The sequence below is a fragment of the Rhizobacter sp. LjRoot28 genome, from assembly GCF_964253025.1.
Lineage (GTDB): Bacteria > Pseudomonadota > Gammaproteobacteria > Burkholderiales > Burkholderiaceae_C > Rhizobacter.
Genome location: NZ_CAXUQC020000001.1, coordinates 4055998 through 4069221, shown reverse-complemented (window position 1 = coordinate 4069221; position 13224 = coordinate 4055998). Strand labels below are relative to the sequence as shown.

Below are 13224 nucleotides of genomic sequence, written 5' to 3'. Positions count from 1 at the left end.
CGCCCTTCACGTCGTGTCATGCGGGCGGCGTGAAGGCGGTCTACCATCTCCGCCAATCCCGTCCCTCGCCCTCATCCCGCCGCATGCCGTACGCCTTGCTCGTCGCACCCGTCTCCCGCTTGAACCTGGCGGGTTGGATGTCACTTCCCGTGCAGTTGGCCCGGCGTCATCGGCCCGATTCCCCCCGCGGTTCAGCCCAGGACGCGGTCGCCCGGCCTCTCTTGCCTCGCGGCCTGCTGCTGGCCTCCATGCTTGGCCTTGCCACTGCAGCCGCTTCGGCCGAGCCACCCGATTCCCTCGAGTACTGCGCCAGCATCGGTCCGGCTGCCGATCGACTCGCCTGTTACGACCGCCTGGCGGGCCGCGCGCCTTCGGCGCCACCTCCCGTCACGCCGGACACGCCCCCATCTGCTTCGCTGCTCGCGCCCAAGGATGTGCCGGTGTCTCCCGCCACCGCGGCGCCGTCCGCCCGGGCCGGCACGGCCAGCGTCCTGTCACGCTTCTGGGAACTCGATCCCGAGGACAAGCGCGGCACCTTCAACTTCACTGGCTACCGCACTAACTACGTCATGCCGGTGCATGTGACGAGCCACATCAACCGCTCGCCCCAGTCACCCACCCAGGCGGCCGTGTCATTGCCGGCCTACCGCAAGCTGGAAGCGAAGTTCCAGCTCTCGCTGCGAACCAAGATCGCCCAGGACGTGCTGCTCGACAACGCCGACGTCTGGCTGGGCTTCACCCAGCAGGTGATGTGGCAGATCTGGAACGGCACCGATTCCAAGCCCTTCCGCAACACCGACTACGAACCCGAGGTCATCTTCATGGTGCCGGTGCCCAAGGGGCTTCGGGAACTGCCGGGCGGGCCGCAATGGCGCTATGTGCAGGCGGCGCTCGCCCACCAGTCGAACGGCCAGTCCGACCCGCTGTCGCGCAGCTGGAACCGCATCTACCTGGGTACCGGTTTCGAGTGGGGCAACTGGGCGCTCACCGGGCGCTACAACTACCGCCTCTCCGAAGACGTCTCCAGCGACAACAACCCCGACCTGCTCCACTACCGCGGGCGGGGCGAGTTGCAACTGGCGTGGAGCCGCGGGGCGGCCACCACGCTGCTCAGCTGGCGCACCTCGCTGTCCAGCGCGAAGCGCGGCGCCTGGCAACTGGAATGGACGTACCCGGTCTTCGCCGACCAGCCGAACGGCCTGCGCTGGTACGTGCAGGGCTTCTCCGGTTACGGCGAAACCCTGACCGACTACAACTTCAAGCAGAACAGCCTGGGGGCCGGCGTCAGCTTCATGCAGTTTTGAACCCGGGCTCCGGGGCCTGATGCCATTCGGCCACCAGGCGTGCCTCATGTTCCCGCGCCGCTGCCAGGTGGCGCGCCTTCACATGGCCATAGCCGCGGATCTCGTCCGGCACGCTGGCGATCCGAGTCGCCAGGGCAAGGTTGTGCGGCCGCAGCCCCGGCAGCAACGATTCGATGCGCTCGCGGTACGCCATGATGAGGGCGCGCTCGGTGCGGCGCTCCTCGGCGTACCCGAACGGATCGAACGGCGTGCCCCGCAGCCCCTTAAGCCGCGCGAGGACCGTGAACGCCTGGCGCATCCAGGGCCCGTAGGCGCGTTTCACCGGCTGCCCGTCCGGCCCGCGGCGCGCCCACAGCGGCGGCGCCAGGTGGTGCTGCAGCTTGTAGTCCCCTTCGAAGCGCTCCCGGATGTGCGCCGTGAAGGCGGGATCGGTGTGCAGCCGGGCGACTTCGTACTCATCCTTGTACGCCATCAGCTTGAAGAGGTTGCGCGCGACCGCCTGGCTGAACTGGTCGTTCGATCCGAGCGCCGACTCGGCCGCACGCACCCGGTTGACGAAGGCGAGGTAGTCGTCGGCATAGCGGCGGTTCTGGTACCCGGCGAGGAACTCCACGCGGCGGGCCACGGTGTCTTCGAGACGCGGCCGCCGGTGCAGCTGCACCACCTGGGCGGCGGGTGCCATGAGCGCCTCCACCGCCTCCGGGTGGTGTGCGATGTGGCGGCCCCATTCGAAGGCAGCCTGGTTCAACTCGGATTGCACGCCGTTCAGCTCGATCGCTCGCATCAGCGAGGCCAGCGACAGCGGCACCAGGCCCTTCTGCCAGGCGAAACCGAGCATCAGGGGGTTGGTGTAGATGGAGTTGCCCACCAGCTGCACCGCCGCGCGCTCCGCGTCGAAGGCGCCGACGTGCGACGGCCCGGCGGCTTCAACGATGGCAGCCTCGCAGCGGGCCGACGGAAACTGCCAGTTCGGGTCGCGCACGAAGCTGGCCGTCGGCGCACCGTGGGTGTTGAGGGCGACGAAGGTGCGGCCGCGGCGCATCACCGCCACCGTTTGTCGATCGGAGGCCACGATGGGGTCGCAGGCGATGACCAGATCGGCCTCGGCGGTGCCGACCTTGGTCGTGTGAATGGCCTCCGGTCGATCGGCGATCTGGATGTGGCTCCAGGTGCTGCCGCCCTTCTGGGCGAGGCCCGCCGCGTCCTGCGTCACCACGCCCTTGCCTTCCAGGTGCGCTGCCATGCCGAGGAGCTGGCCGATGGTGATGACGCCGGTGCCGCCAATGCCGGCCACGACGATGCCCCAGGCCGAATCCGCCGCAGGCAGTTGCGGCTCGGGCAGCGAGGGCAGCCCGCCCGCATCCGCCCGTGCCGCGGCCTTGGGGCGCCGAGGCTTGCCGCCCTCCACCGTCACGAAGCTCGGGCAAAAGCCGCTCAGGCAGCTGTAGTCCTTGTTGCAGGTGTTCTGGTTGATGCGGCGCTTGCGGCCGAACTCGGTTTCGACCGGCTCCACGCTCAGGCAGTTGCTTTTCACCGAACAGTCGCCGCAGCCTTCGCACACCAGTTCGTTGATCACGACGTGGCGCGCGGGATCGGCCATCGTGCCGCGCTTGCGCCGGCGACGCTTCTCGGTGGCGCAGGTCTGGTCATAGATGAGGACGGTGCAGCCCTCGAGCTCGCGCAGTTCGCGCTGCAGTGCATCGAGCTCGTCCCGGTGGTGCACCGTGACCCCGGGGGCCAGGCGGCCCCGCACCTCGTCGTACTTGTCCGGCTCGTCGGTCACCACGACGATGCGGCGCACGCCCTCGGCCTCGAGTTCGCGGGTCATCTCGGGCACGCGCAAGGTGCCGTCCACCGGCTGGCCTCCCGTCATGGCCACCGCATCGTTGAAGAGGATCTTGTAGGTGATGTTCACCCGCGCCGCGATGCTCTGCCGGACGGCCAGCAGCCCGGAGTGGAAGTAGGTGCCGTCCCCGAGGTTCGCGAACACATGCCGGTCGGTGGTGAAGGGAGCCTGTCCCACCCAGGGCACGCCTTCGCCGCCCATCTGCGTGAAGGTGCTGGTGCTGCGGTCCATCCACAGCACCATGTAGTGGCAACCGATGCCGGCCAGCGCGCGCGAACCCTCGGGCACCCGCGTGCTGGTGTTGTGCGGGCAACCGCTGCAATAGAAGGGGGTGCGTTCCCCGCTCTGCACCTGCTGCACCTGCAGGCTGCGCTCCTTGGCATCGATGAGCGCGACGCGGGCGTCCATGCGGGCAGCGGTGTCACGGTCCACGCCCAGCTTGCGCAAGCGCCGCGCGATGGCGCGCGCGATGATGGCCGGGGTGAGGTCGGCCTGGGCGCGCAGCAACCAGTTGCCGCTGGGGTTGGGTTGCGACCACTCGCCGCCGCTGCGGTCGCCCTCGGCCTCGTCGAACTTGCCCAGCACGTTCGGCCGCACGTCCGGCCGCCAGTTGTACAGCTCTTCCTTGACCTGGTACTCGATGACCTGGCGCTTTTCCTCGACCACGAGGATCTCCTGCAGGCCCTGCGCGAAGTCCCGGGTGATCGTGGCCTCGAGCGGCCACACCACCCCGACCTTGTGCAGCCGGATGCCCAGGCGAGCGCAGTCCGCGTCGTCGAGGCCGAGGTCGTGCAGCGCCTGTCGGGTGTCGTTGTAGGCCTTGCCGCTGGCGATCAGGCCGAAGCGGTCGTGGGGCGAGGAGACCGTGCTGTGGTTCAACCGGTTGGCGCGGATGTAGGCGAGTGCGGCGTACCACTTGTGGTCCATCAGCCGGGCTTCCTGCTCCAGCGGAGGGTCGGGCCAGCGGATGTGCAGGCCGCCGGGGGGCATCTCGAAATCCTCGGGCAGCACGATGCGCACCCGGTCCGGATCGACATCAACCGTGGTGGACGACTCCACCACCTCCTGGATGGTCTTGATGGCCGCCCAGACGCCCGCAAAACGGCTCAATGCGAAGGCGTGCAGGCCGAAGTCGAGGATCTCCTGCACGCTGCTCGGAAAGAAAACGGGCAGCCCGCAAGCCTTGAAGATGTGGTCGCTCTGGTGCGCCGCAGTGCTGCTCTTGGCGATGTGATCGTCGCCGGCGACGGCGACCACGCCGCCGTGGCGCGCCGTGCCCGCCATGTTGGCGTGCTTGAACACGTCGGCACAGCGGTCCACGCCCGGGCCCTTGCCGTACCAGAGCCCGAAGACGCCGTCGAAGCGGCGTGAGGCCGGGTACAGGTCCAGCTGCTGCGTGCCCCAGACGGCGGTGGCGCCTAGCTCTTCGTTGACGCCGGGTTGGAAGACGATCTGCTGCGCGGCCAGGTGCTCGCGCGCCTGCCACAGCGCCTGGTCGTACGTGCCCAGCGGCGAGCCGCGGTAGCCGCTGATGAAGCCGGCCGTATTGAGGCCCTGCATCGCGTCGCGCGTGCGTTGGAGCATCGGCAGGCGCACGAGCGCCTGCACGCCGCTCATGAAGGCACGCCCTTGGGCGAGCCGGTACTTGTCGTCGAGCGTCACATGCTCGAGCGCGCGGCGGACGGATTCGGGGAGCGGTGCGTTCATCTGGTGTCTCCTGATTTCGCGGCACCCGCGGCTTGTGGCCCGGGCGGCTGTCCGGCACCCTGCGGGACAGCGACACCAGTGTAGGGACTTCGCAATCCCGTGTGGGTCCACGTTTTCTTGGCTGCCGCCGCCTGCAACGGCAATAATTCGGGCTCCGCAGCTTCGTCCGCCTGGGCCCGATGCCATGTCGCCTGAGATCTCCGCTGGAATGGGTCAGGGCGTCCGTGCTGCGCTGCACAAGCGGTTAACGACGTGACGCGAGGTGACGTGCTGATCCGGGCGCTGCGCCAGCGACTGGTTCGCGGTCGGGTCGCGCGCTGGCTGCTCGGCACGGACGCCAAGCAGCGGCTGCGCCTGGTGCAGTGCAGCGTCGCCCTGCTGCTGGGCGCCTGCAGCGCCCTCAACATGGCGTACCTCGCTGCAACAGGCATTGCCGACCCGCTGGCCGTGAGCGCCTGGGCCACCGTGCTGATCGGCGGCTACCTCGGGTTCTTCATCATGATCCGCGGCGGCGGCAACATGGCGTTCGAAGAACCGTCGCTGACCGTGCCCCAGATGGTCTTCGGCATCGTGTGCGGTGCCGCGGCCTACGCCATCGCGGGTGCAGGACGGGGCGGTGCCTTCCCCATCCTGATGGTCATCTTCATGTTCGGCATGTACGCCCTGACCGCGCGGCAGATCTGGCGGGTCGGGGTGTTCGCCGTGCTGCTGATGGGGGCGACGATGGGCGCGATGAGCGCGTGGCGCCCGCAGGTCTTCGTGCCCGAGATCGAGATCAGCCACTTCATCATGATCGCCGTCATGGTGCCCGCGGTGGCCTTGCTCACCGGCCAGTTGAGCCGGATGCGCGAGCGGCTGCGGCGCCAGAAAAAGGACATCGCGGTGGCGCTGGCGCGCATCCAGTCGCTGGCCACCCGGGACGAACTCACCGGCCTCATCAACCGACGGCACATGCTCGAACTGATGGAGCAGGAGCGCCAGCGCGGTGTGCGCTCAGGCCAGACCTTCTGCATCGCCCTCATCAGCCTGGACGAACACGCCACCGTGGAAGCCACCCGCGGGCCCGCGGCGGCCGATCAACTGCTGCGCGGCTTCGCCCAGGAAGCCTTGCCGGTGATCCGCATCTCGGACCTGCTGGCGCGCTGGCGCGGCGCCGAGTTCCTGTTGATGCTCTCCGACACCCGCTCCTCGATGGCGCGCCTGAGCGTCGAGCGTCTGCGCGAACGGATGCGCCGCGTGACAGCCGACCCGGGGCTGCCGGGCCACGCCGGCTTTTCGGTCGGCGTCAGCGAACACCGTGCCGGCGAGACGGTCGCCCAGACCGTCGAACGGGCCGAGATCGCCTTGCAGAACGCTCAGGCGTCCACCTCAGGCCACGTCGTGCTGGGCTGAGCCGCCGCCGATCGTGCATTGCGCACGGCGAGCGACCCGCCCGGGTCGCGTCCCCTCAAGTCGGCACCTGCCGCGACGATATCGCGGGGATATGGCAACCCTCGGTATCCCCCGCCTGTCCCTGGCCTGGCTCGGTCCGCAGACCGGTGCACAGCGGCTGCGCGCGTCCCAGTCCCTGCTGGCGGTCGTCGTGTACACCGCCTTCGCGCTGGTGCAGTACGCCGAGGTGCGCGCCGGCCTGGTCGATGCGACGGCCTCGATGCTGCTCACGGCCTTCTACATGACGGGCGCCCTCGGGTTCCATCTCGTGATCCGGTCGGGCCTGAACCAGCGCTTGTCCGACGATCCGTCACTGACCCTGCCACAGATGGTGCTGGGCGTGCTGGCCGCGACCGGCTCCTATGCCATCACCGGCCCGGCACGCGGGGCGGTCATGTCGTTGATGGTGATGATCCTCGTGTTCGGGATGTTCGCGCTGCGTCCGCGCCAGGCCCGGCGCCTGGCGGTGTTTGCCTGTGCGCTGCTCGGCGCCACGATGGTCTGGAAGGGCTGGACCGAGCCGGCGCGCTACCCGCCGGAGGTGGAGGCGGTGCACCTGCTCTTTGCCGTCATCACGCTGGCCGCGGTCGCGACACTCACATCGCGCATGGCGGGTCTGCGTCAGCGCCTGCACCAGCAGAAGCGCGAACTGGAACATGCGCTCGAGCAGATCCGTCTGCTCGCCCGCCAGGACGAACTCACCGGCCTTTCCAACCGCCGCCACATGGTCGAGCTGATGGCCATCGAGAAGGCTCGCCAGCGCCGCACCGGTCAGCCCTTGTCGGTGGCGCTGCTCGACATCGACTGGTTCAAGCGCATCAACGACACCTATGGCCACGGCGGCGGTGACCTGGCGCTGAAGACCTTCGCCCAGCTCACCCGGGACAGCCTGCGCGAGGTCGACGTCATGGGCCGCTGGGGTGGCGAGGAGTTCCTCGTCATCCTGCCGGACACGACCGCCACGGAAGCCGCTGCCTGCGTGGAACGCATGCGCGGCCGCCTGGCGAGCCTGTCGGCCGACGCGATCGCCCCGGGCCTGCGGGTCACGTTCTCCGGTGGCGTCGCCGAGCTGATGCCGATCGAGGAGGTGGAGGCGGGTGTGGAGCGGGCCGACCGCGCGATGTACCGTGCCAAGGTGCAGGGACGCAACTGCACCGTCGTCGATGGTGAAGGCGAAGGTGGGGTTGACGCTGCCGCTGCCGAAGGCGCCGTCGACCACGTCGCCTAGCCGGAACTCAACGGCGGCCCGGCCAGGGCGGCGTCGCGCTGCTCACCACTCGCGCATGCGCCGCCGCAGCTTGGCCACCGTCGCCTGGTGGATCTGCGAGGCCCGCGAGGCGCTCACTCCGAGCGCCTGCCCCACCTCGCTCAGGTCGAGCTCGCGCGCGTAGATCATTTCCATCACGGCGCGCTCCTGGGGCAGCAGCTCGTCGAAGGCGCGGGTCAGGGCCTCGTGGCGCTGCTGACGTTGCAGCAGGCGCTGGGGATCGGCGTGCTCGTCGATGATGCCCAGGCTGCCCGGGGCGGCGCTGCCGCTGCCATTGAACTCGTCCGCGGGCGGTTCGAGGGCCTCGTCCTCGAGGCGTGTCGGTGCGGCGCCCGCCTCCAGCATCGCCTTGTAGAACACCTCCAGCGTCCACCCGAGTTCGTTCGCCACTTCCTTGGCGCGCGGCGCGCGGCCGAGCCGATGCTCGAGCTGTTGCACGGCAGCGCGGATCAGCCGCTGCTGGCGACGCACCTGGCGGGAGAGCTCGTCGTTGGCCCGCAGGGCGTCCAGCATCGACCCTTCGATGCGTCGGGACGCATAGGTGTCGAAGGTGGCGCCGCGGCCCTCCTCGAAGCGCGAGATGGCTTCATCGAGGCCGATCATCCCCGCCTGCATCAGCTCGTCCATCTCGACGCTCGCCGGCAGGCGCGACATCATGCGGTTGGCGATGCGGCGGACGAGGGGCTTGTGCTCGAGCAGCCGCACGGTGCGCTCGTGGGCATCGGGGGGAAGGACCTTGGGGTTCAACTGTAGGCGGGGCCGGTGGACTGCTGCGCTTTCAGCATATCGCCCGATCGACACCCTGCCCCGCTGCATGGGTTTGGTGTTTCACTACCGACGGCCCGCAACCCCGTCGGCATCGGCCTTCCAAGCCGTCAGGCGCCGTCCGTCGAGGCGGGCGCAGGCTTCGTTGCAGGGGTGGACGAGGGCTCGGTCGGCCGTGGCGCGAGCCGACGGCCCGCGCTCGTCAACACCTGCTCCGATGCACGCAGGTTGCCTTGCCACAGCACGCATGCCAGCGCTTCCTTTGCCTGCTCGAAGCCTTGTGCCTCACGCACGGCCCGCGCGGCGGCCAGCAGGCCGGGGCTGAGCTGCCAGTCGGTTACGAAGGCCGCGAAGAGCCGATGGCGTCGCTGAGCGAAAGCGGTCTTGAAGGCTTCGCTGAAGCGATGGGACTGCGGCGCCGGATGGTCGACGAAGGCGCGTTCCAGCGCCCGCAGCCCGGCCAGCCAGCCGGTGTTGTGCAGCAGGCCGCCGAGGCACGCATCGAAGCCGTCGACCTGAGCGACCTGTGCAAGCGCCACGCAGTGCTCGGACTGCGCGCTGGCATGCTGCCAGAGGCGCTCGGTGCTGGTGCGGGTGAGCGAACCGCGCTGCGGCGCGAACATCGGCTTGAGCACCACCCGGGAGATGGACTGTCGCACCCCGAGGATGCCGATGCGTTGAACCGCCTCGGTCAGGGACGACAGCGGCCGGCCGCCTTGTGCGGCCGCGCTGTTCGCACGGCTCATGACTTCGGCAACGAGATGGCTGTCGCGTGCCAGCTGGGCCGCCGTCGACTGCGCCGTCTGCAGGTCGTCTCGAAGGCTGGCCAGCAAGGGCGGAATGATGCCGGCGGCCATGGGGAGCAGGTCGCCGCGCCGAGCGTCAGAGGCGACGAGCGCATCCACGGTCGACAGCCAGGCGGCCTCATGCGGCGTCAGCGTCGATGCGACGGACCCGACCTGCGCCGCCGGAAGGTCGAGCAGCCAGTCGAAGAGCTCGCTGTCCCGGTCCTGCGGGCAGGTGTCGGCGGCCGGCGCCTGAGCGGCCAAGACCGATGGCGTGGAAAGCGGCGGGGCCGACGGGGCGTCGCTTCGGAATCGGCGGGCAACGCGGCGGACCCAGCTTGGCATGGCGGCGCGCAACGGAGTGGACAGGCCGCCAGTATCGCCGCTGGATCGGGGCTCAGGAGCGCGGCCAGAGCACCCACATGCGAAGGCCCTGCTTCATCCGTCCTGCCTGCTGCTCGGGCTGTGCGCCCCAGCCCCAGAAGTAGTCAGCGCGCACGGCACCCACGATGGCCGAGCCGGTGTCCTGGGCCATGACGAGCCGTTGCAGCGGCTGGCTCGACAGCGGCTCGGTGGTGTCCAGCCACACCGGCGTGCCATAGGGAATACTCTGCGGGTCGACGGCGATGGAGCGGCCAGGCGTCAAGGGAACCCCTTGCGCGCCGCGCGGGCCGACGCTGGGGTCGGGCAGCGGCTCTTCACGGAAGAACACCGTCCGGGGGTTGCTCCAGAGCAGCTCGTTCACCCGCTTCGGGTTGCGCTGGGCCCAGGCCTTGATGCCGGGCCAGGAGGCCTGGTCGGCCCGGATCTCGCCCTGGTCGATCAGCCAGCGCCCGACCGACTTGTAAGGCTGGTTGTTGTGCGCGGCGAACGCCGCACGCACGAGCCGCTGGCCGCCGTCGGATTCCTGCAGCTGCAGTCGGCCGGAGCCCTGGATCTGGAGCACCAGCGCGTCCAGCGGGTCGGCCACGTACGCCAGCTCCCGGCCCTGCAGCGCCGCGCGCGCGGCGGGCAGGGTGTCGAGCTGTTGCCGTGTCCAGTAGGGGTTGCGGCTGGCCAGGTCCTTCGGGGGCGCATGCAGCGGCACGCGGAACGGGCCGCGGGCGACGCGGCTGGCTTCGATGAGCGGCTCGAAGTAGCCGGTGATGAGACCTTCGGTCGCGCCCTCCAGCGTCTCGACGCGCCACGGCTGCAGCCGCTGGCGCAGCCACAGGCGGGCAGCAGCGTCGCTGAGCACGCCTGCTCCTCGGGCTTCCTCGCACACGCGGCTCCAGTCGGGCGCGGGCCGTTCGCAGCCGCGCAGCAGCGCAGGCCACAGTTCGGACGTGGCGTCGCGCTCCCAGCCCGGCAGGTCGCTCCATTGCGCGGCGGTCCACCGCGCGCGCGGCCGCACGATGGCGGCGCTGTCGCGCGCGGCGCCCGGTGCGGCGCCGACGCCGGGCGTGCCGGCGGGTGACCGTTCCTCGACCGGGGCCGGGGGTCCTTCAGGGTCGGAGGCACAGGCGGCGAGCAGCCCTAGAATGAGGGCGCCCAGTGCGGGTCGGAGTGATCGCACGCGGGGAAGGAACTGAATCATGGGTCTGATCTTGCTGGAAGCGCTGGCGGCGCTTGCCGTGTTGGTGTTGATCGTCTGGTGGACGATGTTCTCCGGCCGGCGCGGCGGAGAGCGGCGGGACGACGACGCTGCCGAATGAGTTGGCATGCCGTCAACGCGGCCGCGGCGGCGCGATGAAGCTCATCGGGCGGCGCCACAGCCGCGACCGGATCGCCTGGTAGATGCGGCTCCGGTCGCGCAGGCGGATGCCGCGCGAGCGCAGTGCGACCTTGAAGGCGAGCAGGAAGCTCACGCTCAGGTTCAGCACCGCGGTCACCGCGATGCCGGCGATGCACCACCAGAACGCCGGGTCGTGCAGGATGTCGAGCCCGAGCGCGCCCGCCGCCGCGGCCAGCTGGCCGGTGGACAGCGTGACGTGGCGCACCTCGATGGGCAGGCCGAAGAAGGCCGCGACGGCCGGCACGATGCCCAGCATCAGGCCGAGCGAGATGTTGGAGGTGAAGCCCGAGATGTTGTGCCGCCAGTACTCCGCCCAGCGCTGGGCGCGGTGGCGGCCCAGGCGCGCCACGATGCGGGGGTTCCACGCAATGGCGCTGTCGAGCCGGTGCCACACGAACCAGTTTTCCACCCAGCCGGCGATGATGGAGCTCGTGAAGAGCAGAACGCCCGTGAAGGCGGCGTAGAAGGGTGTGCCGCCCAGCAGGGTGAGCGATTCCAGCACGTGCTCGGCGTCGGCGGCACCCACCAGCGGGCGACCGAAGACCGCATTGGCAGCCAGCTGCACGCCCAGCACCACCGGCGCCACGACCGACAGGTTGCCGAGAATGCCGGCCGCCTGCGAGCGGATGAGGTGGGCCACTTCGTCGACGAAACCTTCCACCGCCTCGTCGTTCGAGACGTCGCGCAGTTTCTCGGCCATGGCCGGCGCCGTCATGGCGGGCTGCTTGGTGGCGACCGTCCAGTGGGCCAGGTGGATCAGCACGAAGCTGCCGGCGTAGTTGATCCCGGCCCAGAAGCCCGCCCAGAACGCCGTCAGGCCAAGGGCCATGACGAAGAACTTCATCAGGGTGGTGCCGGCCAGTACGGCTCCCCCGCCGGCCGCCGCCTTCAGCATGCTCACGTAGGCGCTGCGGTCGCGGGTGATGTAGTGCTCGCCGGTCTCGGCACTGCGCTCGGCCACCTTGCGGGCGAGCAGCGAGTAGTGGCGGGCGAAGAGGGCGCGCAGGCTGCGCCGCTCGTCGGCGGTGCGCACCAGCTGGGCAAGCAGGCGGGTGATCTCGGTGCCCGGGGTCGTGCTCAGCACGCAGTTGAGCAGGTCCTCGATGCGGTGGGTTCGCTGGTCGAGCTGGTCCAGCTCGAACACCAGGCCGACCGAGACGCCATGGTCCTCGAGGTGGTCGTGCACGCTGTCGGCACAGCGCCGGCAGGTGTGCAGCAACGCGCGCAGGTATTGCGCGGAGGTGAGCAGGGCCTCCGCATTCCCGGACTCCGCATGCTCGCGCACGTCTTCCGCCACGCGCGCCAGCTGGCGGAAGGGCTGGTCGACGAGCAGATCGCGGCTCATGCGTGCGCGGATCGAGGGAGAGAACCCCAGCGAGCGCACCGAGGCCGCCAGGAACATGATCGCGTCGAGGAAGGGCGCCTTCCAGTTCACCCGCGTGCCGTCCGCCGGGGTGAGCAACCCGATCAGGCGCAGCAGCGTGGCCGGGTCGATGGCCTCCAGCCACTCCGCATCGCTCGCCTCGGGGAACAGCAGGTAGAACAACTCGGCCAGGTCGCGCGTGTCCGGCGTGCCCGGCATCAGGCGCAGCCGCAGGCGCTGGCCCACCTCGCCGATCAGGTCCATGCGGGGCGCGAAGCCGAAGTCGGCCAGCAGCGCCGCGGTGTCGACTTCCTCCCAGAAGCGCTGCAGCACGAGCCGCACCTGCACCTCATGCTGCGGATTGCGTTCCAGCACATTGAGCAGGTGGCGCAGGCGCAGGATCGGTGTCGGGGTCTGCTGCTGCGGGAGGGGGGCGTGGCGCAACCATTCGAGCAGGCGAACGAGCCACAGGTGGCGCTCGGGCAGCGCGGCCTCGGCGTCCGCGCCCGTCAGGAGCGCGCTGAGATCCCATGGCCCCGGGGCGCGGGCCATCGCTTTCTTGAGGCCCAGCATCAATGGAGCGCGGAGGCCAGGGCGAGGCCGAACTCGGGCACGTCGGCCTCGAAGGGATGGGCATCCTCGGTCATGCAGAAGAAGGTGCCCCGCATGCTGCCTTGCGGGCTCGCGATCAGGGTCCAGCTGGTGTATTCGAACCGTTCGCCGGGCTGCAGCAGCGGCTGCTGCCCGACCACGGCGAGGCCACGGACCTCGTCCACGTGGCCCTGCGCATCAGTGATGATCCAGTGCCGCGCGACCAGCTGGGCGGCGATGTCGCCCGTGTTGCGGATGGTGATCGTGTACGCGAAGGCGTGCCGGCCGGCGTCGGGCTCCGACTGCTCGGGCAGGTGCTTGACCACGGCACTGCAGGTGAATTCGGGCTTGCTCATCCGGGCCATTCTAGGAGGCTGAGGAATGCGACCGC

Annotated in this window: 9 protein-coding genes; 3 read left to right on the top strand and 6 right to left on the bottom strand. The window is 69.8% G+C overall.

What is annotated here, in order from left to right:
• Positions 1–83 precede the first annotated feature (83 nt).
• Positions 84–1304, top strand: coding sequence for a phospholipase A (locus ACSQ2F_RS18625; RefSeq protein WP_436025534.1), 1221 nt, complete (start codon positions 84–86; stop codon positions 1302–1304).
• On the opposite strand, the gene ACSQ2F_RS18620 is transcribed toward ACSQ2F_RS18625, so the two are convergent.
• Positions 1291–4857, bottom strand: coding sequence for an indolepyruvate ferredoxin oxidoreductase family protein (locus tag ACSQ2F_RS18620; protein WP_436025532.1), 3567 nt, complete (start codon positions 4855–4857; stop codon positions 1291–1293). The two genes, ACSQ2F_RS18625 and ACSQ2F_RS18620, sit on opposite strands and share 14 nt — an antisense overlap.
• A gap of 252 nt (positions 4858–5109) precedes the next feature.
• Between ACSQ2F_RS18620 and ACSQ2F_RS18615 the strand changes: the two genes are divergently transcribed.
• Both ACSQ2F_RS18615 and ACSQ2F_RS18610 read left to right on the top strand, forming a co-directional pair.
• A complete protein-coding gene (locus tag ACSQ2F_RS18615) occupies positions 5110–6249 on the top strand; it encodes a diguanylate cyclase domain-containing protein (RefSeq protein ID WP_436025530.1) in 1140 nt (379 codons plus the stop codon).
• A 91-nt stretch (positions 6250–6340) separates the two neighbouring features.
• Positions 6341–7516, top strand: coding sequence for a GGDEF domain-containing protein (locus ACSQ2F_RS18610; protein WP_436025528.1), 1176 nt, complete (start codon positions 6341–6343; stop codon positions 7514–7516).
• A 42-nt stretch (positions 7517–7558) separates the two neighbouring features.
• On the opposite strand, the gene ACSQ2F_RS18605 is transcribed toward ACSQ2F_RS18610, so the two are convergent.
• The 5 genes from ACSQ2F_RS18605 to apaG all read right to left on the bottom strand — a co-directional run bounded on the left by ACSQ2F_RS18605 (position 7559) and on the right by apaG (position 13189).
• On the bottom strand, positions 7559–8302 hold the full coding sequence (locus ACSQ2F_RS18605; protein WP_436025526.1) for a sigma-70 family RNA polymerase sigma factor: 744 nt from the start codon (positions 8300–8302) through the stop codon (positions 7559–7561).
• A gap of 128 nt (positions 8303–8430) precedes the next feature.
• Complete coding sequence (locus ACSQ2F_RS18600) at positions 8431–9369, bottom strand: HDOD domain-containing protein (RefSeq protein ID WP_436025524.1); 939 nt, start codon at positions 9367–9369, stop codon at positions 8431–8433.
• 133 nt (positions 9370–9502) lie between these two features.
• Positions 9503–10681 (bottom strand): murein transglycosylase A, encoded by a 1179-nt coding sequence (gene mltA, locus ACSQ2F_RS18595; protein WP_436025522.1) that lies wholly within the window; start codon positions 10679–10681, stop codon positions 9503–9505.
• Positions 10682–10811: 130 nt separating this feature from the next.
• Complete coding sequence (locus ACSQ2F_RS18590) at positions 10812–12815, bottom strand: site-specific recombinase (protein ID WP_436025520.1); 2004 nt, start codon at positions 12813–12815, stop codon at positions 10812–10814.
• Positions 12815–13189, bottom strand: a complete 375-nt coding sequence (gene apaG, locus ACSQ2F_RS18585; RefSeq protein ID WP_436025518.1) for a Co2+/Mg2+ efflux protein ApaG — start codon at positions 13187–13189, stop codon at positions 12815–12817. Before apaG ends, ACSQ2F_RS18590 begins: the two co-directional genes overlap by 1 nt.
• Positions 13190–13224 lie beyond the last annotated feature (35 nt).